Here is a 24,928-nt window from a genome sequence, read left to right on the forward strand (position 1 = left end):
CACCCTCCCCACTCGCACACTCTCCCCCTTCAGGAGCCCCCATGACCACCGAATTCTTCTGGCGCCTGCCGCTGGGCACCGACGGCCCGCAGCTGTCCGCCGACCGCCACAACCGCGGCAACCCCGTGCATCGCCCCGGCAACATCGCCCCCGGCCGGCTGCCGGGTGGCCAGGCCGACGGTTTCACCTACATCGACTACATCGCCCAGGTAGCCAAGGCTGCCGAGCTGGCCGGCTTCGAAGGCGCACTGCTGCCCACCGGCCCGGAGCCATGGATCGCAGCCGCAGCGCTGGCCCGCGAAACCCGCCGCATCCGCTTTCTGATCGCCTTCCAGGCCACCTGGACGCTGCCCGCCTATGCCGCGCAGCAGGCAGCGATCCTGCAAAACCTCAGCGGTGGCCGGCTGGACTGGAACATCATCACCGGCGGCAACCCGGCCAGCCAACGGGCCAATGGCGACTTCCTGGAACACGACCTGCGTTACAAGCGCACCGGCGAATTCCTCGACGTGATCCAGGGCCTGTGGCAGAACGACACGTTCTCCTACGAAGGCGATATCTATCGTCTGGAAAACGGCAGCCTGCCGCCGGGCCTGCAACACGAACGCAAACCGGGCGTGTACTTCTCCGGCTTCTCCGATGCTGCGTTGGACGTGGCCGCGCGCCATGCCGATGTGTACCTGAACTGGGCCGAGCCGATCGACAAGCTCAAGCCGCACATCGAACGCGTGCGCGAGCTGGCCGACAAGCAGGGCCGCACCGTGCGTTTCGGCCTGCGGGTCGACGTGTTCGCCCGCGAGACCGAAGAACAAGCCTGGCGCGAACTGCGCCAACAGTTCGAGCGCCTGGAAGGCAAGGCCAGCGCCTCGGCCAAAGGCTTCATAACCGGCTCGGACTCCGTCGGCGGTGCACGCCAGGCAGCCTATCACCAAGGGTTGCAGGGCTTTGACGAACTGGTCCTGGCACGCAACCTGTGGGCCGGTTTCGCCAAGGCCAAGCCTGGCCCCACCGTAGGCCTGGTGGGCAGCCACCAACACATCGCCGAACGCCTTGCCGAGTACCGCGACGCCGGTTTCAGCACCTTCATCCTCGCCGCCAACCCGCATCTGGAAGAAGCCTTGCGCATCGGCCAGGAAGTGCTGCCGCTGGTGCAACAAACCACCCCAGTCCCCTTGCAGGCCAGCGCCTGAACCGACCGGAGCACACCATGAGCCAACCCCTCGATACCCTGTGGTACACGCGCTGTCCGGTGCCCACCGGCCTGGGCATCGCCGTGCAGCAAGGCTGGCTGCAGGACGACCTGGCCAGCCTTGGCACCCAGGTGCAGTCCTTGCGCGAAGCCGACCAGCAGGCCGTACGCGAATCGCACTTCGACCACAGCTTGCTCAATTCGGTACGCCACGGCGGCAGCATCCCCGCCATCTGGGCCCGCGCCCAAGGGCGTGACACCCGTGTGATCGGCCTGTCGTGGGCCGATGAAGCGCAGTTGATCCTGACGCGACCAGACAGCGGCATCCACACCGTAAAAGACCTAAAAGGCCGCCGCGTTGGCCTACCTGACTGGGCCTCGGCACAGATCGACTTCACCCGCGCCCAGGCCCTGCGCGGGCTGGAAAACGCCCTGAAGCTCGAGGGCCTGCAAGTGGGCGACGTGGAGCTGGTCAACTACCGCTACGACGGCACATTCAGCGACCGCCCGGTGCGTAATGTGGCCGGTACGCCGGTGTCCAGCACCCAAAGCGAAGGCCGCAACCTGGAACTGGCCGGCCTGCTGCGCGGCGAGGTGGACGCAATCTTCCTCAAGGGCGCCAGTGCCGTGCAACTGGCCCACGCCTTTGCCCTGCGCACGGTGATCGACACCGGCAGCCACCCCGACCCGCTGATCCGCAGCAACAATGGCACGCCGCGCACGCTGGCGGTAGACAGCCACCTGCTTGAGCAGCATCCGCAGGTGGTGCGCACCCTGCTCGGCTCGGTACTGCGCGCCGAACATTGGGCCCACCAGCACCCGGATGAAACCCGCCGCTACCTGGCGCGGGAAACCAACAGCAGCGAGTACTGGGTGCAAGTGGCCTACGGCGCTGACGCCCACCTGCGCCTGAGCACCCGCCTGGACGAGCAGTCCATCGACGCCTTGCAAGACTTCGTCGAGTTTCTCAGGCGCTGGCGCTTCATCCCTGCCCGCTTCGAGGTGCGCGACTGGATCGCCCGCCACCCCCTGGACCAACTGCTGGCCCCCATTCCCATGGACAGGAAACCCGCGACCCCATGACCAAGCCCCTGGAAACCCTCTGGTACACCCACAGCCCCGTGCCCACCGGCCTCGGCATTGCCGTGCAGTCGGGGCGCCTGGCCGAGGCCTTTACACCGTTCGGCACCAATATCCAGTCGTTGCGTGAATCCAGCGAACGCGAAGTGCGCGAAGCCCACTACGACCACCACCTGCAGAACTCGGTACGCCATGGCGGCAACATCCCGGCGATCTGGGCCTATGCCAGCGGCGTCGAGACCCGCGTGCTGGGGCTGTCGTGGAGCGATGAAGTGCAGCTGATCCTCACCACGGAAGAAAGCGGCGTACGCAGCATTCGCGACCTGAAGAACCGCCGCTTCGGCCTGCCCAAATGGGCCAATGTGCAGATCGACTTCACCCGAGCCCAGGCCCTGCGAGGGCTGGAAAATGCCCTGAAGCTGGAAGGCCTGGCGGTGGCCGATGTCGAGCTGGTCGACTACCCCTACGGCGGCACCTACAGCGACGATGCCAAGCAGCATCTGTATGGCGCCGAAGTTAGCCTGGACACCAGCCGATTCAGCCGCCGCAACAACGAGCTGATCGGCCTGCTGCGTGGCGATATCGATGCCATCTTCCTCAAGGGCGCCCATGCGGTGCACCTGGCCCACGAGTTCGGCCTGCGCGTGGTGGTCGACACCGGCAGCCATCCCGACCCGCTGATCCGCAGCAACAACGGCACCCCGCGCACGCTCACCGTGGACCGGCACTTGCTGGAAAACCATTTCGATGCCAGCCGTACCTTGGTCGATACGGTGCTGCGCACCGAGCAGTGGGCCTGGGCCAACCCTGAGGAAACCCGGCGCTTTCTGGCACGTGAACTCAACACCAGCGAGTACTGGGTGGCGGCGGCCTATGGTGACGATGCGCACCGGCGTTTGCGCACGACGCTGGACAGCCGCTCGATCGAGGCGCTACAGGACTTTACCGAGTTTCTGTTCAGGTGGGGGTTCATACCGCGCCGCTTCGATGTACGGGAGTGGATTGATTTTCGGGTGCTGGAGCATGTGATCGGGTCGACGTCCCGGTTGGCGGTTTGAATGCTGGGGCGCACCTTGCGCCCCTGAGCGGCACACGTGCGCGCCAGGCGCGGGTCAGTGCGCCAGTGCCTCGCGGAACCGTCGGGTGCTGGCAACCGCCAGCACCAGCCCGATGACTGCCACGCTACCGCCCACAAGGCCGATATCCGCCACGTCCATCTGGCTGCTGACGATACTGCCCAGCAGCGCACCACCACCAATACCGATGTTGTAGATGCCCGAAAACAACGCCATGGCCACATCGGTGGCGTCGGATGCCAGCTTCAACGTCTTCGACTGCAGCGACAAGCTGAAACTGAGAATCGCCACGCCCCAGAACATGCTCAGCGCAGCGAACGCATAGAAGTTGCCCGACAGCGGCAGCAACAACAGCAGGCACGCTGCCAACAGGCCGATCGACCCCACCAGGAAACCATGGGGGAAGCGGTCGCTGTAGCGGCTGAACAGCAACGAACCGAACACCCCGGCACCGCCAAACAGCAGCAGCAACAGCGTGGTGCGCTCACCGCCAATCTGCGCCACATGCAGCGCGAACGGCTCAATGTAGCTGTAGGCGGTGAACTGCGCCGTGATCACCAGCGTCACCAGCACATAGGTAATGACCAGCGCCGGGCGCTTGAACAGGATCGGCAGGCTGCGCAACGAGCCGGAGTTCTGGCTTGGCAGCAGCGGCAGCGATTTCATCAGGCACAGCATGGTGGCCAGCGCCACCCCGGCAATGCTCAGGAAGGTGATGCGCCAGCCCAGCGCCTCACCCACTACGCGGCCCAGCGGAATGCCCAGCACCATGGCCAGGGTGGTGCCGGTGGCCAGCAGGCCCAGCGCCTTGGCCTGCTGGCCCGGTGGTGCCACGCGCACCGCCAGCGAGGCAGTGATGGCCCAGAACACCGCATGCGCCAAGGCAATGCCGATACGGCTGACCAGCAGCATGGCAAAGCTCTGCGACAGCCACGACAACAAGTGGCTGACAATGAACACCAGGAACACGAGCAGCAACAAGCGCCGCCGTTCGACGTTACGGGTCAGCAGCATCATCGGCAGCGAGGCCAATGCCACCACCCAGGCATAGATGGTCAGCATCAGGCCGACCTGGGCGGTGCTCATGTCGAAGCTACGGCCAATGTCACTCAGCAGCGCCACCGGCACGAACTCGGTGGTGTTGAAGATGAAGGCTGCCAGGGCCAGGGCGATGACACTCAGCCAGCTGCCGCTGCCCGCCGTGGGTGGCTGGTGGGTGGGTATGGGTCCGTTCATGGGTGCAAACCGCTTCTCCGCAGACAAGGCAACAGATCGCACGCCAGCCACCCGCTTGCAGGGGCGCCAACGCACGCTTTGTTATTGATAGGAATGCCCGGCATGGTACGCGTCAAGCCGGAGCCTCACAACCGCGTGGCAGGCAGAAGGAGTACCATGCGCGTTGTGTGTGAAACGCGAGTGCAACAAGGAGCCCGATCCGCTCATGGACAAGCAGCACCCCCAGCAGCAGTGGCAGCAGGCGGTCACCGCCTACGCCCAGGCCGTCAACGACTACGTCGCGCAGGGCCGTGCGCAAGGCTGGGATAACCTGAAAGAGCCACAGGCGCCAGCCACCGGGCACTTGCTGGACGCCTGGCTGGCTGCCCTGCAGGCCGCCAATCGCCCTGGCGTCGACGAACAACAGCACCGGGCGTTTCGCGAGGCCTGGCCACCCGCACACCACCCCTTGGTACCGTTGCTCGATGACCACGGCCAAGGGATCAGCAATGTCCTGCTGCTGGACGACGGCAGCCTGCTGGCCCGCATCGGCATGCCTTACGACAAGGGCCAGGTCGTGCGTATCGACCGCCATGAGGTGACACCGGTGATCGGCATCGAGCACTTCGGCCGCTGCCCTGCCCGCCGCTACTTCGCCCTGGCCAATGCCGAGGGCGTGCGCGTGACCGACGGCTGGGGTGGCCCGCAAGTACAGCGACTGGCATGGCCAAGTGGGCTTGAGGGGTTGCCGTCGGGGTACCCGTTCGAGCCGTTCGACCTGCCGCCCACGCCAACCGCGCTGATCCCCTTCCCCGATGGCCAGCGTGTGCTGCTGGTAAGCGCCGAAGGGATCTTCGTGCTGACCACTCAAGGTGCGACTCGCCTGCTGCCGCAACAAACGCGGGTGCTCGACGAGCTGGCCGAAGGCACCGACCCGGACGACATCAGCCTGGGGCTGAGCATGGCGCATGGCGCAGTGTCGGCGGATGGCCGGCTGATCGTGGTGGGCGAGCAAGGTACCCGTCACCGGGTGCTGGATGCCCAGCTCAGGCCGGTTGCCGAAATCGGCCCAGGCAGCGAGTACCCGCACTTTGCGTTGTTCAACCGCACGGATGACCAGTTGATCGTCAATGCCTGCCATTTCCATAGCGGTGCCACGCTGGCAGTGAAGGTGGCGGACTTGCCAGGGCTGGATACCGATTACTACAGCCAGGACCCGCGTACCCCGCTGGTGCAGGATGGCGCCAGGGTATATGCCGGGGTGGCGCGCGATGGGGAGTACATTGTGGGGGATGCCTATGGCTACCTGCGGGCGTTCGGCGAGGATGGCACCGAACATTGGCAGCATTACCTGGGGTCGACCATCAGTGCGATGGATATCAGCGCCGATGGACAAACGCTGGTGGCGGCGAGCCATGCGGGGGTTGTTTCGGTGATCGCGCTGGACAGCGGGCGGCCTGAATGGCAGATCGGCACCGGGGCGCATGGCGAGGTGCGGCGGTGGTTGTTCTGGAAGAGTTGGGACAAGGCGATGGTCTGGTAACAGCTACAGCCTCATTGCCTGTACTGGCCTTTTCGCGGGCTTGCCCGCTCCCACAGGGACCGCACAGACGTTGAAAACTGTGCAGTACCTGAGGGAGCGGGCAAGCCCGCGAAGAGGCCGGTACAGCCAACCGAATAATCAGCCCTGCAAAGTGGCCATGTCGATCACGAACCGGTACTTCACATCACCGGCAATCATCCGCTCGTACGCCTGGTTGATATTGCGAATATCCAGCATCTCGATATCGCAACGGATGTTGTGCTCGGCACAGAAGTCCAGCACTTCCTGAGTCTCGGCAATGCCCCCGATCAACGACCCCGCCAGCACCCGGCGCTGCATCACCAGGTTGGCCGCGTGCACCGCCGGGTCGATCGGTTCGATCAGGCCGACAAGAATGTGCACACCGTCGAACTTCAAGGTTTCAAGGTACGGGTTGAGGTCATGCTGCACCGGAATGGTGTCCAGCAGGAAATCGAACCGGCCGGCAGCGGCGCGCATCTGCTCGGCATCGGTGGACACGATCACGTGGTCGGCACCTTGGCGGCGGGCTTCTTCGGCCTTGGCCTGGGACCGGGTGAACAGCGTCACCTCGGCACCCAGGGCCTTGGCCAGCTTGATGCCCATGTGGCCAAGGCCACCCATACCGAGGATGCCGATTTTGTGGCCCGGGCCGACGCCGTGGTGCTTGAGCGGCGAATAGGTGGTGATGCCGGCGCACAGGATAGGGGCCGCGCTGGGCAAGTCCATGCCGGCCGGAATGCGCACCACGAAGTGCTCGCTGACCACGATGCTGCTGGAGTAACCGCCCATGGTGTTGCTGCCGTCGACCCGGTCCGGGGTGGCGTAGGTCATGGTCGGGCCTTCCAGGCAATATTGCTCCAGGTCCTTGGCGCAGGCTTCACAGTGGCGGCACGAGTCGACCATGCAGCCGACGCCCACCAGGTCACCGACCTTGTGCGCAGTCACCTGGCCGCCCACCGCCGTGACGCGGCCGATGATTTCGTGGCCGGGCATCAGCGGGTACACGGCAATGCCCCATTCATTGCGCGCCTGGTGGATATCGGAATGGCACACGCCGCAGTAAAGGATTTCGATGGCGACATCGTCCGGGCGTGGGCTGCGGCGCTCGAAAGTGACAGGGGCCAGGGGGCTGGTGGGGGTTTGGGCGGCGTAACCGATGGCGGTATACATGCAGGGCCTCGCAGTAAAGTGAAACGATTCAGGCGGCGCATTTTGCGCGCTGTTTGCCGCCTGGCACACGGCTGATTCTCCGGCATGCATGCCTGATTCTCCGAAGATGCCAGCCAGCATCTGGCGCCAAACCCTCAATCTGCGATGATTAGGCTGTCCGATTCTCTGCTCCAGGTTCACCATGCAACTGACCCGCCACGTCGACGCCAACGCGCCGCTCTGCGCGCTGATCCGCAGCCTCGCCACGCACCCTGGCTTCGCCCCCACGCACCTGCCCCAGGTGCAGGTGCTGAGCTGGGACCATTATGTGGCCAGCAGCCCTCAGATCTACGAGCCCAGCCTGATGATCCTGGCCCAGGGCAGCAAGCTGGCGCGCCTGGGGCCGCGTACCCTGGAATATGGCGCCGGGCATTACCTGGTGCAGGCGTTGTCGGTCCCGTTCATGTGTGAAACCTTCGCCACCCGTGAAGCGCCCTTGCTGGGCGTGGCGGTAGACATCGACCGTGGCGTGCTGGGTGAACTGGTGCAGAGCATGGACCTGGCACCGGACGTTGCAGTGCAGGCACAAACCCCGCAATCGATGACCTCGGCAGCGCTGGATGCGCCGATGCGCGACAGTGTGGAGCGGCTGCTGCACTGCCTGCAGGACCCGCTGGATGCCAAAGTGCTGGGCCCGGCGCGCGTACGCGAAGTGCTGTACACCGCGCTGCGCGGCCCACAGGCCGGTGTGTTGCGGGCGCTGGTGGAGCAACAGGGGCACTTCGCCCGCATCGGCGCCGCCCTCGCCCACCTGCGCGCGCACTACAGCGAGCCGTTGAGCGTGGAAGCACTGGCTGCGCGGGCAAACATGAGCGTTTCGACCTTCCACGAACACTTCAAGCGCTGCACCGACATGGCACCGATGCAGTACCTCAAGCGCCTGCGGTTGTTAAAGGCGCAGCAGATGCTGATTGGCGAAGGCCTGGGGGTGGCGCAGGCCGCGCACCGGGTGGGCTACCAGAGCACCTCGCAGTTCAGCCGCGAGTACAAGCGCCAGTTCGACCGCAGCCCGGGGGATGAGTTGCCGTATCAGAGCTTGCCGGTGTAGCAGACCATTCCCGGATAGCGGCACGCTCGGTTCTGGGCGCTGCCCCATTGCGAGACAACGAACGACCCGGCTACTATTGAGAACGATTCACACTCACATGCGGATGCCAGGCGTTGGACAGCTCATCAACCCGTAAACTGGGCTTTTTCTTCAGCGACCACCATCGCTGGTTGCTCCAGCACATCCAGAAACGCCTGCGAAACCATGCTGACGCCGAGGACACCGCCGCCGAAACGTTCTGCCAGATGCTCGGCGCACGTGTCGACCCAGACAGCATTCAGCAACCTCGCGCCTACCTCACCATCATCGCCCGCCGGCTGATCTTCGACCGCCATCGCCGTCGCCAGCTCGAACACGCCTACCTGGAGCACTTGGCGCGGTTGCCGGAGGCTGTAGCACCATCGGTCGAGGAGCAACTGCTGCTGGTCGAGGCCCTGGTGGCCATCGACCAGGCACTGGACGGCTTGCCGGCAGTGGTCAAAGCCACCTTCCTGTATAGCCAGCTCGACGGCATGCACTACGCCGACATCGCCGCAAAACTGCAGATCAGCGAACGCTCTGTCAGCCGCTATATGAAACAGGCGCTGCGCCAATGTTACCTGTGCGAGGTGCAGGCGTGAGCCGGCCAGCCCTCGACCCGGTCAGCGAGCAAGCCATCGACTGGATGGTCGAGCTCAGGGCCGCCACGCCTGACGAAGCGCAACTGCAAAGGTTCAGTCTGTGGCTGCAGCAGGCCCCCGCTCACCAACAAGCCTGGAGCCGTCTGGAGCAACGCCTTGGCCATCCCCTGGCCGTGCTGCACGCACTGGATCAACGGGCCCCTGGCCAAGCTGCAGAGGCGCGTCACTTGTTGATGCAGCCCACTCGCACACGGCGTGACGTACTCGGCGCCATGGCAAGCCTGGGGCTGTTCGGCGCGGCGCTTTGGGGGGGATGGCGCAGCGACACCACCCAAGGGTGGCTGGCCGACTTGCATACAGCCAGCGGTGAGCGACGTAGTTTTACCTTGGCCGACGGCAGCCGCCTGAGCCTGAACAGCGCCAGTGCGGTCGACGTGCAGTTCGATGCCGGGCAACGGCTTCTGGTGCTGCGCCACGGCGAGTTGCTGATCCAGGTTGCGCGCGATCCGCTACGCCCCCTGCGGGTGCGAACCGCGCAAGGGCAAGTACAGGCGTTAGGGACGCGTTTTCTGGTCAGCCAGGAAGAGGGCGCCACCCGGGTCGTGGTGCTGCAACACAGCGTCCGCGCCAGCTTGGCCAATGGGCAATGGACCGATCTGCAACAAGGGCAGGCGGCGCTGCTACGCAATCATTCCATCGAGCGGCTGGCGGGCGAACAACAGCAACGGGCGGCCTGGCTGGAGGGCCGCCTGGAGGTCCTCGACCAGCCTCTTCATGTGGTTGTCGATGCGCTGCGTCCCTATCAGCGCGGCTACATCCGGCTCGCCCTCGCGGCACGCGATCTGCGGGTACAAGGCGTATTCCCTCTGGATCAGCCACTGCAAGCGTTGAAGGCATTGGCCGAGGCCCTGCCAATCAGCGTGGAGCATTACGGCCCGTGGTTGATGTTGATCGACCTGAAAAACGCTTGATAAAAATATTTCTAAAAATCATTCGCAATCGTGGCAAGTTTTTTTTGCTCGTCCCACATATCTCCTGACAGCCACTTCATTCGGGAGTAATCCGTGTACAACCCCTTGCCCCGCGCCCTGCCTCTGGTCGCTGCCCTGGCCAGCTTCAACGTGCTCGCCCAGCCGCAAAGCCAGATGTTCGACCTGCCAGCCGCCAGCCTGGCTCACACGCTCAACCGCATCGCCAGCCAAAGTGGCCACATCATTGCGCTGGAGCCTGAACTGGTGCGCGGCAAGCAGGCGCCTGCAGTGGTCGGCCGGATGAGTGCCGAGCAAGCCATGCAAGCCGCACTGGCCGGTAGCGGCTTGCAGTTGCGGGTATCTGGCGAAGGGCATTTCAGTGTGGCCCCTGCCAGCCTGGGCAGCGATGTCATGGAGCTGGGCAGCACCAGCATCACCGACAACTACGTGGATGCAACCAGCGAAGGCACAGTTTCCTATGCCGCCCGCGCTGTGACCCTCGGCAAAGGGACGCACACCCTCAAGGAAATTCCCCAGTCGGTTACCGTCATCACGCGAAAGCAACTGGATGACCAGGGCATCACCGACTTGCAGGATGCGCTCAACCACACCACGGGCATCGTCGGCGCACAGGGCATTGGCCCCGGCGTGGTCGTGACCTCGCGTGGTTTCCAGATTGATGACTGGCAATACGACGGCGTACCGATTCCGCGAAACAACTATTCGCTGGGGAACTGGGCAACCCAGGACCTGGTGTTCTTCGACCGGGTGGAAGTGCTGCGCGGTGCCTCGGGCCTCCTGCAAGGCACCGGCAGCCCAGGCGGGGCGATCAACCTGGTACGCAAGCGTGGCCAAACGGCGCCGACCGTTACGCTGACGGGCAAAGCGGGCTCCTGGGACCACTATGGCCTGCAACTGGATGCTGGCGGCCCGCTGACCGCCGACGGCCGGCTGCGCGGGCGGTTTGTGGCAGACGAAGACCAAAGTGACAGCTTCATCGACTATGTCTGGAGCAAAAACCATTCGCTGTATGGTGCGCTGGACATCGACCTGAACGATGCGACCACAGTAGGCGGCGGTATCAGCTACAGCCGTCAACAGTCGCGGCCAATGCTGCGTGGCCTCCCACGTTACGCCAATGGCAAGCCCGTGGACCTGCCGCGATCGACCTACACCGGCGCCCGCTGGAGCAGTGCCGAAAACGACGTCACTACGTACTACCTGGACCTTGAACACCGCTTCAACGAGGACTGGACCTTCAAGGCCGCTGCCGTACGCATGGATGAAACCAATACATCCACCCACCAGCGGGTGCAAAGCACCGGCCAAGGCGTTGCGCCAGACGGCAGCGGCATCACCTACGCCGACTGGCTCACTGACTTTCACTCGACCAAAGTGGGCTTGGACATGAACGTGGTGGGCCACTTCGATACAGGCCCCTTGGCCCATGAGATCACCGTGGGTGGCAACTATTCCAAACTGACCTCGGATGACGCCTACTGGCGCAACTTCGATGCAGGCGGCAACATCTTCGACATCGATCATGACCGCCCCGAGCCCAGCCGTGACAGCGTCTTCGATGGCGATCTCGCACGTTCCAACAGGGCTAGTTATGACATACGCCAGAAAGGCCTGTATGGCGCCTGGCGCGTCAAACCCACCCAGGACCTGACCGTGATCCTTGGCACGCGTGTGAGCTGGTTCGACTACAGCTGGGACTCGATCGACTTCAACAGCCTGACCGACCCGGGTACCCGCTACCCGACCAGCCGCATGACCGAAACGGGCCAAGTCACCCCTTATGCCGGCTTTGTCTACGACCTGACTCGCGAGTGGGCCTGGTACGCCAGCTACACCGACGTGTTCGTACCGCAGACCGAGCGCGCCGTTGGCAATGCGCCACTCAAGCCAGTGATCGGCAGCAACTACGAGACAGGCTTCAAGGGCGAACTGCTCGACGGCCGGGTCAACGCTTCGATCGCGCTGTTCCGTTACGACCAGGAAAACCGTGCCGTCACCGACGTAGCCTCAGGCTTCGCCTGCGATGATTGGTATTGCTCTACCGCCGCAGGCAAGGTACGCAGCCAGGGTTTCGAAGCCGAGATCAGCGGTGAAGTGCTGAGTGGCCTGCAACTGTTTGCCGGTTACACCTACAACACCACCAAGTTCCTCGATGACCCGGACGAAGAAGGCCGCACATTCAGCCAGTGGACGCCCAAGCACATGCTGCGCGCCTGGGCGGATTACACGCTGCCACTGGACGGCCAGCGCTGGAGCACTGGCCTGGGCTTCACCACCCAGAGCCATACCCTGGGCTACGAGCGCACCTACACCGTGCCTGGCTACACCGTGTGGAGCGCACGCCTGGCTTATCAGCTGACACCGGAAGTGAACGTTGCCGTCAACGCCAACAACCTGTTCGACAAGAAGTACTGGGTTGCAGGCTTCAATCAGCTCAATGGCAGCAACAACTATGGCGAGCCACGCAACTTCATGCTGACGGTAAAGTACACCCCGGAATTCTGACTCCGGGTCCGTCCGCCAGCGGCCACTGCGCCAAGGGCCAGTAAGCGCCCTTGCGCGACTCGTATAGCGTGAAATGGCGTGCCGCGAGGTAAAACTCCGGCGCGCTGCTGGCCTCGGGTGGCTGGCCGCGAAAATCCCTGGACAGCGTCAGGTGCGGGCGATACTCACGGCTGACTGCCTCCACCCCCAACGGCAGCAACGCCTGCTGCAACCCATACACCAGTTGCAACAGGGCCGGCGGTGTCTGGTGGGCCTCCAGCACCAAAGCGCTGGCCCGCTGCCACACCTGCAAGCGGTCGAGCAACAGCCGTGGCGCCGCAGCCGGCAGCGCCAGTTGATCGACCGCCGCACAGATCGCAGGCACCTGCGCGGCATCCACATCACCAAGAAACAGCAACGTGACGTGGAAGTTGGCCGCCGGCACCGGTTTGCCGCTGCGCAGGTTCAAACCCCGGCGCCACTGGGCCAGGGCACGGCGCTGTACATCGCTGACCGGCAGGGCGAAAAACAGCCGTTTGAAGGGGCTACCGCTGGGTCGTGCATCCTGAACCATACAAACTCCCGAACATGAAACGTTTGCGCAAGACTGTAGGGCATTACACCAATGTCGCCCCGTCGTTTCGTAACAATAAGTACAAACTGCCCCCATGATTGTTTATGCTGGCTGGCTTATGCCATGGCGCATGGCCATTTTTCGACAAGTAAACGTCCATGAAAATTGCACTCGTACTCATCTTCGTCCTCTCGATCGCCTATGTTCACCTGCGCGGTCGGGTTCGTCACAAGCTGACCCGCCAGCTGGGCGACCACTCCAGCTTCCTGGCCCCGGTCAACAGCTTCCTGTACCTGTTTTCCAAGCTCCCGGCCAAGCCTTACTTGCCGGTCGAGGCCTTCCCCGAACTGAAGCCGCTGCAAGACCACTGGCAGGAAATCCGTGAAGAGGGCCGCCAGTTGCTGCATGTGGGCGAAATCAAAAAATCCGAAAATTACGATGACGTCGGTTTCAACTCGTTCTTCAAAACCGGCTGGAAGCGCTTTTACCTGAAGTGGTATGGCGAAAGCCACCCATCGGCGATGGCCCTGTGCCCACGTACCACCGAGCTGCTGCAAGGCATCGGCACGGTCAAGGCCGCCATGTTCGCCACCCTGCCGCCGGGCGCCAAGCTGGTGCGCCACCGTGACCCGTATGCCGGCTCGTACCGCTATCACCTGGGCCTGGATACGCCAAACGACGACGGTTGCTACATCGACGTGGACGGCGAGAAGTACTCGTGGCGCGACGGTGAGGGGGTGATCTTCGACGAAACCTACATTCACTACGCGGCCAATACCACCGAACACAACCGCATCATCCTGTTCTGTGACGTCGAGCGCCCGCTCAAGTACCGCTGGGCAACGGCGTTCAACCGCTGGTTCAGCCGCAACGTCATGGCCGCCGCCGCCGCGCCCAACGGTGACGGCGACAAGACCGGTGGGATCAACCGGCTGTTCACCCGCATCTACAAGATCCGCGAGCGCGGCAAGGCACTGAAAAAGCGCAACCGCATGCGCTACTACCTGGAAAAATGGGCCGTGGTCGCGGCGTTGGTGCTGGTGTTCATCTACATCTGACCGATGTGGGAGCGGGCTTGCCCCGCGAACACCGGCGAAGCCGGTGCCATGTTCCGCGCAGCCTCCTTCGCGGGACAAGCCCGCTCCCACAAACAGCTCAGCAAACACCCACCAAAGTACAAGCCTCACACTTGCCACACTTCGACTAGCCTGAAAGCTCCACTCGCACCCCCCCCAAGGTGAAGACGATGAGCATGATGGACTGGGACGCCTACCGTAAGCAGTTGATGGCCGGCATCGGCGATCTCAAGCAACTCTCCCCCGACACCGTGGCCGGCTACATGACCGCCAGCGGTGCGGGGGCCAAGACCAACCACCTGGACGCCAAGACCCGCGAGCTGATCTCTCTGGCGGTGGCCGTGACCACCCGCTGCGACGGCTGCATCGCCGTGCATTCGCAGCAGGCGGTCAAGCATGGCGCCAGCCGCGAGGAAATTGCCGAGGCGCTGGGCGTGGCCGTGGCGATGAATGCCGGTGCCGCGCTGGTTTACTCGGCGCGGGCCATGGATGCTGTCGGCAAGGCCAACGGCTGAGCACAAACGGCGCCGCCGCCCTTGCGCGACGGCGCCGCGCGACCCAGACTGGGCGGCTTAGCCCGCGCAGGAACCCGCATGATCCACATTCGCCCCATGACGCCCGACGATTTCGACCGTTTCTGGCCCACCTTCCAGGCCATTGTCCAGGCCCGTGAAACCTATGCCTTCGAGCCGGCCCTGAGCTTCGAAAAAGCCCGCCAGGTGTGGCTGGAACTGCCCTTGCACACGCTGCTGGCCGAAGAAGATGGCAAGCTGCTGGGTTCGTATTACCTCAAGGCCAATGCTGCCGGGCCTGGTGCGCATGTGGGCAATTGCGGCTACATGGTCTGCGAACAGGCGCGTGGCCGTGGCGTGGCGCGTCTGATGTGCGAGCACTCGCAGAAGCTGGCACGCCAGGAGGGCTTTCTGGCCCTGCAGTTCAACTCGGTGGTGGCCAGCAATGAAGTGGCCGTGGCGCTGTGGCACAAACTGGGCTTCGAGACCGTTGGCCGCTTGCCCAAGGCCTATCGCCATGCCCGCCTGGGGCTGGTGGACTGCCTGGTGATGTACAAATGGCTGGCGGACGAGCCGGTGGTGGAGAAGCCGCCATTGCTGATCGGGCGCAAGAACATCGAGGCACGGGTGTCGCGCCGTCGCGGACGCTGATGTTCTTGAGCAGGCCCGCGCAGCGGTCGGGCCTGCCAAGCGCTCAGCTTCAGAAAGCCAAGCCTACCTTCACACCAAACTCGTCACGCTTGAGCTTGGTGTTGTCTGCTACTGGGGAGTCTTCATCCAGCTTGTATTCGGTGCGGGTGTAGTAAACCCCGGCCTGTACCGGCATACCGCCTTGCTGATTCATCAGCAACGTCACCTCGGCATACGGGTTGGTGCGGTCTTTCAGGTCGACCGTGTCGCTGCCAAAGTCATCCACCTTCAGCCGCGCGCGGCCGTCCAGGGTATGTCGCGCGCCCACTTCCACCCGCAGTGTCGAGGCGTCGAACTGATGGTTGTAGCCCAGCGCTGCCTTGGCAAAGGGCGACTTCACGGTGAGCTTGGTATCAAGGTCGTTGATTTCCGGCTCGAAGCGCGACCAGCTGTAGCCGCCGCCCACAGTCACGTCGACAAAGTTGCGAGCGTCCAACGCCGCACGCCAGCCAAGATCAAGATCGGCCTGAGCCTCCTTGAGCTTGTTGTCGTTCTTTTTGCCGAATTTGGCCTCGGCGCCGAGTTGGTAGATGAAACCAGATTCGGCTGTCAGCTTGTTGCCGAATGTGGCGAACACGCCGCCTTGGCCCATGTGTTCCTTGTCGCTTTCACTGCCACCTTCAAACTTGAACTTGTCGTAGGCGCCCTGCAGACCGATTGTGAACAACGGATCGGTGCTGGGCGCGGCGGTGGCAGCCAGCGGCGCGGCGATCAGGGCGAGCAGGCAGGAGTGGCGCAACAGTTGACGAGCAGGCATGCGGGAAGTCTCCATGACTTGATAACGAAAGGCTAACGTGCGGTTCGAGACAAACGCCGCCAAAAAAGTTCGAAAAAAAATCAGTAAAAACGTGCAACCTTGTGATTTATCGCGGCATTCATGGCGTACCAACATTTGACGCCCCGGCGTTTCAATGGTCAGATGCGCGCCAGTTTCAGGTGCCCTGTACCGCCGCGTGCAGGGTGAAACGGGAAGCCGGTGCGTCGTATCGACCACGACAAGTCCGGCGCTGCCCCCGCAACGGTAAGCGAGCGAACCCTTCGACATACCACTGTGCTCAGGCATGGGAAGGTGAAGGTTTCATGCCCCTCGCAAGCCCGGAGACCGGCCTGAAGCTTCACTTGGCAACCCGCGGTGGGCGGGCGCAGGCCGGTATCCGTGCGCGCGCCTGCCTGCACGGTGCGCCTTTGCGTGTTTTCCACCGGGATCCTTTCATTCCTGCAGCATTGGAACGACATGTCCCGTATGTTCAAGCTTCACCCCCTGGCGGCCTGCCTGGCCGTCGCCCTGCCAGCCCTGGCCGATGACCAGGACCGACAACCCCTGGCCCTGCCCACCACGGCCATTACCGACACCCTCGACAACCACGCTATCGACCTGGTCACGCCGACCCAGGCCGGCTCGCGCCTTGGCCTCAACGCCCTGGAGACGCCGGCCAGCACCAGTAGCATCAGCACCGAGCAGATCCAGCAGCGCAACAACCTCACGGTGCAGGACGCCGTGACCCGTTCGCCGGGCATCACCTTCGTCGGCTCCCCGGGCGACGGCGGCACGGGCCTTTCTGCTCGCGGCTTTGCCGGGCACAGCTCGGTGATGACCCTGTTCGACGGCGCACGGCTGTACACCGGTGCCGGCACCCAGACCTTCCCGGTCGACCCGTGGATGGTCGAGCGCATCGACGTGATTCGCGGCCCGGCTTCGGTGCTGCATGGCGAGGGCGCCACCGGTGCGGTGGTCAACGTAATCCCGAAAAAGCCGTTTGCCGGCGAAGTGCGTAACCACCTGCGCCTGGGTTACGGTTCGTGGGACCGCCAGCAGCTCGGCCTGGACAGCGGTGGCAGCCTCAGCGAACGCCTGAGCTACCGCCTGACCCTGAACCAACAAGGGGGCAATGGCTGGGTCGACCGCACCCCTTCGCGCAGCCTGGCCCTGAGCGCCGCGCTGCGTTTCGATGCCAGCGACGACCTCAGTTTCACCCTCGCCCACGACCGTGGCGATGCGCAACCCGACAACTACTACGGCACGCCACTGATCGATGGCCACTACCGCAGCAGCCTGCGCAAAAAAAACTACAACGTGCAGAACGACGTGCAGCACTACGTCGATGAATGGACCCGGCTGAACACCGACTGGACGCTGAACGACCACCTCAGCGCCAGCAACCAGCTGTACTACATCAAGAGCCGCCGCCACTGGCGCAACGCCGAAGACTACAGCTGGGACGCCGAACGCCAGCAGTTGCAACGCGGCAGCTACCTGGAGATCAAGCACAACCAGGAGCAGTTCGGCGACCGCCAGACCTTCACCTTCGACCACACCCTGTTCGGCCTGGCCAGCAAGACCGTGGTCGGCGCCGAGTACAACAAGGTGCGTTTCAACGTTGACAGCAATGCCCCCTACAACGATGTGGGCGGCGACTACATCCACCCGTGGCAGCCGCACCCTGGGTGGTTCCACAGCGCCTCGCCCCTGCGCCCGCAAACCTTGTCCACCACCCACACCTTTGCCTTGTTCGCCGAGAACCGCCTGCAGCTGAGCGATCGGTTGTCGTTGGTCACGGGCGTGCGCCGCGACCAGAACCACATCGACCGCGACAACCTGATCGATGGCAGCCGCAGCGACCACAGCCTGCAAGGCGGCAACTGGCGCGCCGGCCTGGTGTATGCGTTTACCGACGACCTGTCGCTGTACGGCCAGTACTCCACCAGCGAGGACGGGGTGAACAATCTCATCAGCCTCAGCCCGGCCCAGATGCACTATGAGCTGACCGAAGCGAAGCAGACCGAGGTGGGCCTGAAGCAACGTTTCTGGGACGGTCGCGGTGAATGGACGTTGGCGGCCTACCACATCGTCAAGAAGAAGCTGCTGGTGGACGACCCGATCACCCACGAGAAGCAGCAGGCCGGACAGCAGACGTCCGATGGCCTGGAAGCGACCCTGGAACTGGCGCTGGCGCATCAATGGCAGGTGTCGGCGAACGCGTCACTGGTGCGCGCCAAGTATGATGACTTTGACGAAATGGTCGGTGGAGCAGCGCAGGACCGTGCGGGCAATCGGCCGGCCAATGTGCCACGGCGTACTGCCAACCTGTGGCTGAGCAAAGGCTTCGGGCAGCAAGTGGAGGCCGGCATTGGTGCGCGTTATGTGGATGAGCGCTTTGCCAATACTGCCAATACCCAGAGCGCGCCTGGGTACACCGTGGTCGATGCCAACGTCGCCTGGCAGGTGCTGCCGGATGTGCGGCTGGGGTTGCAGTTGAACAACCTGTTCGACCGGGAGTATGTGCAGTCGGCGTTCAGTGGGCAGCAGTGGTTGATGGGGATGCCACGGTCGTATTTTGCGACGGTGGATTACAGCTTCTGATTGAGTTGCCTGTGCCCGCGAAGAAGCCGGAGCAGGCAACACAAAAACCTCTACCAACCGCTGACCAATTAGTTATAAGATAACGTTTCACATGACATTCATTCCTATCAGCGACCCTCCATGACAAGCGCCAGCGCCACCCCCACCCTGCTCACCCAGCGCCTGCAGAGCATCGACGCCCTGCGCGGCCTGGTGATCCTGTTCATGCTCCTGGATCACGTCCGCGAAACCTTCTTCCTGCACCGTCAGGTTAGCGACCCGATGGCCATCGACACCACCGAGCCGTCGCTGTTCATCAGCCGCACGCTGGCCCACCTCTGTGCGCCGGTGTTCGTCCTGCTGACCGGCCTGTCGGCCTGGCTGTACGGCGAAAAGCATCAGGGCCGTGGCGATGTGTCGGCGTTCCTGTTCAAACGCGGGCTGTTTCTGGTGGCGCTGGAGTTCACCCTGGTCAACTTCGCCTGGACCTTTCAGCTGCCGCCCAGCGTCATCTACCTGCAAGTCATCTGGGCCATTGGCATCAGCATGATCGCCCTGTCGCTGCTGGTATGGCTGCCACGCGCCGCCCTGCTCGCCCTGGGCGCAGCCATCGTCGCCGGCCACAACCTGCTCGATGGCCTGCACTTCGGCGTGGAATCGGCCTTGCATGTGCCGTGGGCGATCCTGCATGACCGTGGTTGGCTGGCGTTTTCCGACACCCTGCGCCTGCGCACGTCCTACCCGGTGCTGCCGTGGATCGGCGTCATCGCCCTGGGCTACGGCCTAGGCCCGTGGTTCGCCCGTGGCAGCGAGGCCGACCAGCGTCAGCACCGCCTGCTGCTGACCGGGCTGGTCGCGTTGCTGGGCTTTGCCGTGTTGCGTATGTTCAACGGCTATGGCGAGGCGCCCTGGAGCGGCTACCCAACCTTCACGCAAACCCTGATGAGCTTCTTCAACATCACCAAATACCCGCCGTCACTGCTGTTCCTGGCCCTGACCCTGGGCTGCGGCCTGCTGTTGCTGCGCGCCTTCGAACGCGCCGGCCAGGCCCGCTGGATCAGCGTGCTGGCGGTGTTTGGCGCTGCGCCGATGTTCTTCTACCTGCTGCACCTGTACGTGCTGAAGCTGCTGTACCTGGCCAGCGTGGCGCTGTTCGGCCTCAACCATGGCGACTATTTCGGTTTCGAGGGCATCGCCGCTGTGTGGCTGAGCGCCATCCTGCTGGCCGCGTCGCTGTACCTGCCGGTGCGCAAGTTCGCCCGCCTGAAAGCGCGCCGTCGCGACATCACCTGGCTGAAGTACTTCTGAAAAGCGTTTTCACCCGGCGGCGTGATGGTCTACCATGCGGGCCGCCGGTTTCCACCACGGAATTAATAGGGAATCCCAGGCCCGCCAACACGGGCCAAACGGAACTGCCCCCGCAACTGTAGGTGCCGAGCCTGCTCCATCGATGCCACTGGGCGTAACTGCCCGGGAAGGCTGGAGCCTGGCCATGACGCACCAGTCAGGAGACCTGCCGGCCTACCTATACCAACCGGCGGGGTGTCCGGGATTGGCCATCCGTGTTGCCCCTGCCAACGGCGGGGCACGGCGATGCCTGTCCGTGCGTTCCTCACCCGAACTGTCCGATAGGAGATCGCCCAGCATGCTGCCCCGTTTCGCCACCCTGCTCGCCGGCCTCGGCCTCACTGGCCTGGCCCAGGCCGCCGCCACCCATTACCCGCTTACAGTCGAGAATTGCGGCAGGCCGCAGACATTCGCCCAGGCGCCGCAACGCGCCGTCACCATCGGCCAGGCCGGCACTGAAATGCTCTACGCACTGGGCCTGGGTGACAAACTGGCGGGCACCTCGTTGTGGTTCAACAACGTACTGCCCGAATACAAGGAGCAGAACGACAAAGTGCCGCGCCTGGCTGACAACGACCCGAGCTTCGAGGCCGTCGTAGGCAAGCGCCCGCAACTGGTGGCGGTACAGTTCGAATGGATGGTCGGCGCACAGGGTGTGGTCGGCACCCGCGAACAGTTCGACGAACTGCAGATACCCACCTACCTGCTGCCTTCGGACTGCGAAGGCAAGGACAACCTGGTCGGCGCCGACGGTACTCGCCTGCAAGCGTTCCAGGTAGGCAGCATCTACAAGAGCGTCAGCCAACTGGCCGAGATCTTCGATGTGCAAGACCGCGGCACTGCCCTGAATGCCGAGCTCAAAGGCCGCCTGGACAGCGCCAAGGCACAACTGGCGGGCAAGGACCTGTCCGCCACCTCGGCACTGTTCTGGTTCTCCAGCGCCGACCTCGACATCGACCCGTACGTGGCCGGCCGCCAAGGCGTCGCCGACTTCATGCTGCGCACCCTGGGCGTGCGCAACGTGGTCGAGTCCACGGAGGAATGGCCCACCGTAGGCTGGGAAACCTTGGCCAAGGCCAACCCCACCTGGCTGATCATCGCGCGCATGGACCGTCGCCGCTTCCCCGCCGACGACTACCAGAAAAAGCTCGAATTCCTGCGTAACGACCCGGTTACCCGCAACATGGACGCGGTAAAGCATGACCGCATCATCATCCTCGACGCCGATGCCATGCAGGCCGGCATCCGCCTTTTCAGCGGCCTGCAGACGTTGTCTGCAGCCTTTGCCAGCGGTAAAGCAGCCCAGTGATGATTCGCCTGTTACCTTGCATCGCGGTCGCCCTTGCAGCCCTGCTGGCCGCCTTGCTGGCCGGCACCGCCATTGGCGAAACCAACCTGTCGCCCCGTGTGGTTGGCCAGGTGCTGGCCAACCACCTGTGGCAGGCCGGCTACCCGGTCGACCCGATCGACGCCGGCATCGTCTGGAATTACCGCCTTACCCGCACCCTGGTCGCCGCTGCTTGCGGTGCCGGCCTGGCGACGTGTGGCGTGATCCTCCAGGCGCTGTTGCGCAACCCCTTGGCCGAGCCTTATCTGCTGGGGTTGTCTGCCGGCGCCTCGACCGGGGCGGTGCTGGTCGGCCTGCTGGGGCTGGGTGGCCTGGCATTGAGCATGTCCGCCGGGGCGTTCATCGGCGCACTGGCCGCATTCACCCTTGTACTGGTACTGGCCCGCGCGGCCGGCCCCGGCAACAACAACGCCCAGGTCATCCTTGCCGGCATTGCCGGCTCACAACTGTTCAACGCGCTAACTGCCTTTCTGATTACCAAGTCGGCCACTGCCGAACAGGCACGCGGCATCCTGTTCTGGCTGATGGGCAACCTCAGCGGGGTGCGTTGGCCATCGGTGTGGCTGGCCGTGCCGGTGGCACTGTTCGGCCTGGTGGTGTGCCTGTTGCACCGCCGCGCGCTGGATGCTTTTACATTCGGCGCCGATTCGGCTGCTTCGCTGGGCATACCGGTGCGGCGCACCCAGCTACTGCTGATCAGCTGCGCGGCGCTGGTGACGGCGGTCATGGTGTCCATCGTCGGTGCCATCGGTTTTGTTGGGCTGGTGATTCCCCACGCCCTGCGCCTGCTGCTCGGCCCCGGGCACAGCCGCCTGCTGCCAGCCAGCGCACTGGGCGGCGCGCTGTTCCTGATTACCGCCGACGTGCTTTCACGCACCTTGATTGCGGGCCAGGTGATCCCTGTGGGGGTGGTCACCGCACTGATCGGGGCACCGGTCTTCGCGCTGATTCTGGTCAGCCGCCGGGGGCGCTCATGACCGTCATGACCGCTGTACAGATTTCGCCCCTGAGTTGCCAGGGCCTGGGGTTGCAACTGGCCGGCAATACCGTGCTCAGCGGTATCGAGCTGAACGTTGTCGCGGGCGAAACGCTCGGCATTGTCGGCCCTAACGGCTCAGGCAAGTCTTCGCTGCTCAAGTTGCTGGCCGGGCTGCGCAAGCCGGCCAGCGGCAGCGTGCAACTGTTGGGTGAACCACTGGCACAGCTGCCCCGCCGCCGTGTGGCGCAGGCCCTGGCACTGGTCGAACAACAGGCCGACACCCTCGATGCAATCCGCGTGTTCGATGCCGTGGCCTTGGGCCGTACACCTTGGCTCTCGGCACTGGCACCGTTCTCGCAAGTGGACCGCGCCATCGTCGAGCAGGCGCTGGCTGACCTCGACGCCCTGCACCTGCGCACACGGCTTTGGGGCTCATTGTCCGGTGGCGAGCGCCAGCGCGTGCACATCGCCCGCGCCCTGGCGCAACGGCCACAAGTACTCCTGCTGGACGAGCCGACCAACCACCTGGACATCCAGCACCAGCTGAGCCTGCTGCAACAGGTCCAGGCCCTGCCGGTCACCACATTGGTAGCGCTGCACGACCTCAACCAGGCACTCACCTGTGACCGCGTGGCCGTACTCGACAAAGGCCATCTGGTCGCCCTGGGCAACCCCCTTGAAGTGCTCACCCCCAAGCGCCTGCTGAACACCTTTGGCGTTCACGCCCATTACCTTACCGACCCCTTCGACGGCGCGCGCATCCTGCGCTTTCGCGCCCCCTGAACCAGGAAGTTCTACCGATGCCGCTGCGTCCTCTCGCTTTGCTGCTTGCCAGCACCCTGCTCGCCCCGGCCGCGCTGGCCGACGTGCACGAAGTGAAAATGCTCAACCGTGGCAGCGAAGGCGCGATGGTTTACGAGCCGGACCACTTGCGCATCGCGCCCGGCGACACCGTGCGCTTCCTGCCCACCCAGAACGGACACAATGCGGCCAGCGTGGCAGGCCTGCTGCCCACCGGGGCCAAGCCCTTCAAGAGCAAGCTGAACCAGCCGTTCGAACAAACCTTCAGCGTGCCGGGCGTGTACGGCATCCAGTGTATTCCGCACCTGGCGATGGGCATGGTGATGGTCATCCAGGTCGGTGACGCATCGGTTCCCGAACTGCCCGCCAACTTGCCGGCCCGGGCCAAGGCCCGCTTTGCTGCCCAGTTGCAGAAGCTTGAGGCCGTGCAATGAGCCGGTTGTTGTTGGCGCTGCCACTGCTGGGGCTGGCGCCGTTCGCCCAGGCCGACTCTGCACAGTCGCAAAGCAACGGTTTTGTGGAGGATGGCAGCTGGAGCATCCTCAACCGCAGCGTGTTCGACCAGCGCGACTACACGCATGGCGGGCGCAACAGTTCCGCGCGCAATGCCTACAAACAACGCAGCGAACGCAGTGGCAAGGCTGAAGAATGGGCCTACGGTTTGATGGGCACCTTCCAGTCTGGCTTTACCCAAGGCCTGGTGGGTGTCGGCGTCGATGCCCACGCCTACCTGGGCGTGCAACTCGACAGTGGCGGCGGGCGTGCGGGCAAAGCGCGCTTGCTGGGGGTCGATAACGACGGGCACCCAAAGAACGAGTACAGCCGCGCAGGTGCGGCATTGAAACTGCGCATGGCCAATACCGTGGTGGCCTACGGTGAGCAGCGGGTCAAGACCCCGGTGTTCAGCTCTTCCGACAGCCGCCTGTTACCCGAAACCGCCACCGGTTTCTTCCTTACCAGCAACGACTTCGACACGCTCAAGCTGGTGGCCGGGCACTTCAACGAGAGCAGCGACCGCAATGCCACAAGCCACGATCAGGGCTTTGTGGTGAACTACTCCAATAGCAAACAGGGCAACAGCTTCGACCTGGCCGGCGTGGTCTGGAACCCGGGCGCCAGCTTCAGCGGCAGCCTCTACACCTCGCGCTACGAGGACAGCTGGAACCAGCATTACCTGGGCAGCACCCTCAGCCATGTGCTGGATAACCGCCGCAGCGTCAGCCTGGACCTCAACCTGTACCGCACCACCGACACCGGCAAGGCGCTGTCCGGGCGTATCGACAACACCACCTGGAGCCTGGTCTCGCGTTACAACCAAGGGCCGCACGGGTTCAGCCTGGGCTGGCAGCAAGTGGACGGAAATACGCCCTTCGACTACGTCACGCGGGGTGCGATCTTCATTGCCAACGCGGTGCAGATGTCGGACTTCAACGCACCGAACGAGAAGTCATGGCAGGCACGCTATGACCTGAACTTGGGGGCCTATGGGGTGCCAGGGCTGAACCTGACGGCGCTGTACGTGCGCGGGTTCGATATCGACGGCACGCATGTCGACCCGACTGGCGGGTATGCGTACCTGGGATATGGCAAGGGTGGCAAACATTGGGAACGCGACCTGGAGGCGCGGTATGTGGTGCAGAGTGGCAAGACCAAGGGCACCACGTTCTCGCTGCGACATAACGTGCACCGGGGGAACACGGCGCAGGCCGAGCTGGATGGTGACCAGATACGCCTGGCGGTGGAGTGGCCGTTGTCGGGTGGGTTCTGATGGCTGCATTGCCTGA

The 24,928-nt window shown here is 63.9% G+C and carries 22 protein-coding genes and 2 riboswitches; of the genes, 18 read left to right on the forward strand and 4 right to left on the reverse strand.

All coding sequences use genetic code 11. The features are described from left to right. Positions 1–41: 41 nt before the first annotated feature. From FHW75_RS07245 to FHW75_RS07255, 3 genes are read left to right on the forward strand one after another with little or no spacing between them, the layout of a single operon-like run. Positions 42–1,190, forward strand: coding sequence for an LLM class flavin-dependent oxidoreductase (locus FHW75_RS07245; RefSeq protein WP_183673413.1), 1,149 nt, complete (start codon positions 42–44; stop codon positions 1,188–1,190). Positions 1,191–1,207: 17 nt separating this feature from the next. Beyond that, a complete protein-coding gene (locus tag FHW75_RS07250) occupies positions 1,208–2,272 on the forward strand; it encodes an ABC transporter substrate-binding protein (RefSeq protein ID WP_019098442.1) in 1,065 nt (354 codons plus the stop codon). After that, entirely contained in the window at positions 2,269–3,327 is a 1,059-nt protein-coding gene (locus tag FHW75_RS07255; protein ID WP_025754360.1) for an ABC transporter substrate-binding protein, read from the forward strand. The genes FHW75_RS07250 and FHW75_RS07255 overlap by 4 nt, the downstream gene beginning before the upstream one ends. A 54-nt stretch (positions 3,328–3,381) precedes the next feature. Here FHW75_RS07255 and FHW75_RS07260 read toward each other — a convergent pair whose 3' ends face one another. Continuing rightward, positions 3,382–4,581, reverse strand: coding sequence for a sugar transporter (locus tag FHW75_RS07260; RefSeq protein WP_019098440.1), 1,200 nt, complete (start codon positions 4,579–4,581; stop codon positions 3,382–3,384). 205 nt (positions 4,582–4,786) lie between these two features. On the opposite strand from FHW75_RS07260, the gene FHW75_RS07265 reads away from it, so the two are divergent. Then, the gene (locus tag FHW75_RS07265; protein WP_019098439.1) at positions 4,787–6,103 is read left to right on the forward strand and encodes a hypothetical protein; all 1,317 of its coding nucleotides are present in this window, start codon (positions 4,787–4,789) and stop codon (positions 6,101–6,103) included. Positions 6,104–6,241: 138 nt separating this feature from the next. Here the strand turns inward: FHW75_RS07265 and calA are convergent, their stop codons facing one another. Next, the gene (gene calA, locus FHW75_RS07270) at positions 6,242–7,294 is read right to left on the reverse strand and encodes a vanillin reductase (RefSeq protein WP_019098438.1); all 1,053 of its coding nucleotides are present in this window, start codon (positions 7,292–7,294) and stop codon (positions 6,242–6,244) included. 181 nt (positions 7,295–7,475) lie between these two features. Here calA and FHW75_RS07275 point away from each other — a divergent pair, with 181 nt between their 5' ends. The 4 genes from FHW75_RS07275 (at position 7,476) to FHW75_RS07290 (ending at position 12,498) form a co-directional block, all read left to right on the forward strand. Next, positions 7,476–8,381: an AraC family transcriptional regulator gene (locus tag FHW75_RS07275; RefSeq protein WP_019098437.1), complete on the forward strand. Its 906-nt coding sequence runs from the start codon at positions 7,476–7,478 to the stop codon at positions 8,379–8,381. 113 nt (positions 8,382–8,494) lie between these two features. Next, positions 8,495–9,001, forward strand: coding sequence for a sigma-70 family RNA polymerase sigma factor (locus tag FHW75_RS07280; protein WP_019098436.1), 507 nt, complete (start codon positions 8,495–8,497; stop codon positions 8,999–9,001). Then, complete coding sequence (locus FHW75_RS07285) at positions 8,998–9,972, forward strand: FecR family protein (RefSeq protein ID WP_183673415.1); 975 nt, start codon at positions 8,998–9,000, stop codon at positions 9,970–9,972. The genes FHW75_RS07280 and FHW75_RS07285 overlap by 4 nt, the downstream gene beginning before the upstream one ends. A 93-nt stretch (positions 9,973–10,065) precedes the next feature. Continuing rightward, entirely contained in the window at positions 10,066–12,498 is a 2,433-nt protein-coding gene (locus tag FHW75_RS07290) for a TonB-dependent receptor (protein WP_183673417.1), read from the forward strand. On the opposite strand, the gene thpR is transcribed toward FHW75_RS07290, so the two are convergent. Beyond that, positions 12,464–13,051 carry an RNA 2',3'-cyclic phosphodiesterase gene (gene thpR / locus FHW75_RS07295; RefSeq protein WP_027609703.1) on the reverse strand — a complete coding sequence of 196 codons (588 nt, stop codon included), beginning with the start codon at positions 13,049–13,051 and terminating at the stop codon, positions 12,464–12,466. The genes FHW75_RS07290 and thpR overlap by 35 nt on opposite strands. Before the next feature lie 158 nt (positions 13,052–13,209). On the opposite strand from thpR, the gene lpxO reads away from it, so the two are divergent. The 3 genes from lpxO (at position 13,210) to FHW75_RS07310 (ending at position 15,290) form a co-directional block, all read left to right on the forward strand. Continuing rightward, the gene (lpxO, locus tag FHW75_RS07300) at positions 13,210–14,109 is read left to right on the forward strand and encodes a lipid A hydroxylase LpxO (protein WP_016714655.1); all 900 of its coding nucleotides are present in this window, start codon (positions 13,210–13,212) and stop codon (positions 14,107–14,109) included. Positions 14,110–14,297: 188 nt separating this feature from the next. Next, a complete protein-coding gene (locus FHW75_RS07305; RefSeq protein ID WP_013973174.1) occupies positions 14,298–14,642 on the forward strand; it encodes a carboxymuconolactone decarboxylase family protein in 345 nt (114 codons plus the stop codon). Positions 14,643–14,720: 78 nt separating this feature from the next. Further along, positions 14,721–15,290, forward strand: a complete 570-nt coding sequence (locus tag FHW75_RS07310; protein ID WP_019098432.1) for a GNAT family N-acetyltransferase — start codon at positions 14,721–14,723, stop codon at positions 15,288–15,290. 49 nt (positions 15,291–15,339) lie between these two features. Here the strand turns inward: FHW75_RS07310 and FHW75_RS07315 are convergent, their stop codons facing one another. Then, on the reverse strand, positions 15,340–16,086 hold the full coding sequence (locus tag FHW75_RS07315; protein WP_016714657.1) for an outer membrane beta-barrel protein: 747 nt from the start codon (positions 16,084–16,086) through the stop codon (positions 15,340–15,342). A gap of 160 nt (positions 16,087–16,246) precedes the next feature. Next, positions 16,247–16,455, forward strand: a riboswitch (cobalamin riboswitch). 108 nt (positions 16,456–16,563) lie between these two features. Here FHW75_RS07315 and FHW75_RS07320 point away from each other — a divergent pair. The 7 genes from FHW75_RS07320 (at position 16,564) to FHW75_RS07350 (ending at position 24,912) form a co-directional block, all read left to right on the forward strand. After that, entirely contained in the window at positions 16,564–18,690 is a 2,127-nt protein-coding gene (locus tag FHW75_RS07320) for a TonB-dependent siderophore receptor (RefSeq protein ID WP_183673419.1), read from the forward strand. Between the two features lie 120 nt (positions 18,691–18,810). Beyond that, on the forward strand, positions 18,811–19,977 hold the full coding sequence (locus FHW75_RS07325) for a DUF1624 domain-containing protein (RefSeq protein WP_025754365.1): 1,167 nt from the start codon (positions 18,811–18,813) through the stop codon (positions 19,975–19,977). A 28-nt stretch (positions 19,978–20,005) separates the two neighbouring features. Then, a riboswitch (cobalamin riboswitch) is annotated at positions 20,006–20,205 on the forward strand. A 109-nt stretch (positions 20,206–20,314) separates the two neighbouring features. Further along, positions 20,315–21,325, forward strand: a complete 1,011-nt coding sequence (locus FHW75_RS07330) for an ABC transporter substrate-binding protein (RefSeq protein WP_019098430.1) — start codon at positions 20,315–20,317, stop codon at positions 21,323–21,325. Further along, the gene (locus tag FHW75_RS07335; RefSeq protein WP_025754366.1) at positions 21,325–22,341 is read left to right on the forward strand and encodes an iron ABC transporter permease; all 1,017 of its coding nucleotides are present in this window, start codon (positions 21,325–21,327) and stop codon (positions 22,339–22,341) included. Before FHW75_RS07330 ends, FHW75_RS07335 begins: the two co-directional genes overlap by 1 nt. Next, positions 22,338–23,126 carry an ABC transporter ATP-binding protein gene (locus tag FHW75_RS07340; protein ID WP_089230392.1) on the forward strand — a complete coding sequence of 263 codons (789 nt, stop codon included), beginning with the start codon at positions 22,338–22,340 and terminating at the stop codon, positions 23,124–23,126. Before FHW75_RS07335 ends, FHW75_RS07340 begins: the two co-directional genes overlap by 4 nt. A gap of 17 nt (positions 23,127–23,143) precedes the next feature. Next, positions 23,144–23,578 (forward strand): pseudoazurin, encoded by a 435-nt coding sequence (locus FHW75_RS07345; RefSeq protein WP_089230393.1) that lies wholly within the window; start codon positions 23,144–23,146, stop codon positions 23,576–23,578. Further along, entirely contained in the window at positions 23,575–24,912 is a 1,338-nt protein-coding gene (locus FHW75_RS07350) for an OprD family porin (protein ID WP_183673421.1), read from the forward strand. Before FHW75_RS07345 ends, FHW75_RS07350 begins: the two co-directional genes overlap by 4 nt. The last annotated feature ends 16 nt before the right edge of the window (positions 24,913–24,928 follow it).

The organism is Pseudomonas sp. OG7 (assembly GCF_014192825.1).
In the GTDB taxonomy this organism is placed as follows: Bacteria; Pseudomonadota; Gammaproteobacteria; order Pseudomonadales; family Pseudomonadaceae; genus Aquipseudomonas; species Aquipseudomonas monteilii.

Excerpts from the sequence above, each read along its gene's own strand:
- FHW75_RS07245 (WP_183673413.1), top strand. The coding sequence starts at position 42 with ATGACCACCGAATTCTTCTGGCGCCTGCCGCTGGGCACCGACGGCCCG.
- FHW75_RS07250 (WP_019098442.1), top strand. The coding sequence starts at position 1,208 with ATGAGCCAACCCCTCGATACCCTGTGGTACACGCGCTGTCCGGTGCCC.
- FHW75_RS07255 (WP_025754360.1), top strand. The coding sequence starts at position 2,269 with ATGACCAAGCCCCTGGAAACCCTCTGGTACACCCACAGCCCCGTGCCC.
- FHW75_RS07260 (WP_019098440.1), bottom strand. The coding sequence starts at position 4,581 with ATGAACGGACCCATACCCACCCACCAGCCACCCACGGCGGGCAGCGGC.
- FHW75_RS07265 (WP_019098439.1), top strand. The coding sequence starts at position 4,787 with ATGGACAAGCAGCACCCCCAGCAGCAGTGGCAGCAGGCGGTCACCGCC.
- calA (WP_019098438.1), bottom strand. The coding sequence starts at position 7,294 with ATGTATACCGCCATCGGTTACGCCGCCCAAACCCCCACCAGCCCCCTG.
- FHW75_RS07275 (WP_019098437.1), top strand. The coding sequence starts at position 7,476 with ATGCAACTGACCCGCCACGTCGACGCCAACGCGCCGCTCTGCGCGCTG.
- thpR (WP_027609703.1), bottom strand. The coding sequence starts at position 13,051 with ATGGTTCAGGATGCACGACCCAGCGGTAGCCCCTTCAAACGGCTGTTT.
- lpxO (WP_016714655.1), top strand. The coding sequence starts at position 13,210 with ATGAAAATTGCACTCGTACTCATCTTCGTCCTCTCGATCGCCTATGTT.
- FHW75_RS07305 (WP_013973174.1), top strand. The coding sequence starts at position 14,298 with ATGAGCATGATGGACTGGGACGCCTACCGTAAGCAGTTGATGGCCGGC.
- FHW75_RS07310 (WP_019098432.1), top strand. The coding sequence starts at position 14,721 with ATGATCCACATTCGCCCCATGACGCCCGACGATTTCGACCGTTTCTGG.
- FHW75_RS07315 (WP_016714657.1), bottom strand. The coding sequence starts at position 16,086 with ATGCCTGCTCGTCAACTGTTGCGCCACTCCTGCCTGCTCGCCCTGATC.
- FHW75_RS07320 (WP_183673419.1), top strand. The coding sequence starts at position 16,564 with ATGTCCCGTATGTTCAAGCTTCACCCCCTGGCGGCCTGCCTGGCCGTC.
- FHW75_RS07325 (WP_025754365.1), top strand. The coding sequence starts at position 18,811 with ATGACAAGCGCCAGCGCCACCCCCACCCTGCTCACCCAGCGCCTGCAG.
- FHW75_RS07330 (WP_019098430.1), top strand. The coding sequence starts at position 20,315 with ATGCTGCCCCGTTTCGCCACCCTGCTCGCCGGCCTCGGCCTCACTGGC.
- FHW75_RS07335 (WP_025754366.1), top strand. The coding sequence starts at position 21,325 with ATGATTCGCCTGTTACCTTGCATCGCGGTCGCCCTTGCAGCCCTGCTG.
- FHW75_RS07340 (WP_089230392.1), top strand. The coding sequence starts at position 22,338 with ATGACCGTCATGACCGCTGTACAGATTTCGCCCCTGAGTTGCCAGGGC.
- FHW75_RS07345 (WP_089230393.1), top strand. The coding sequence starts at position 23,144 with ATGCCGCTGCGTCCTCTCGCTTTGCTGCTTGCCAGCACCCTGCTCGCC.
- FHW75_RS07350 (WP_183673421.1), top strand. The coding sequence starts at position 23,575 with ATGAGCCGGTTGTTGTTGGCGCTGCCACTGCTGGGGCTGGCGCCGTTC.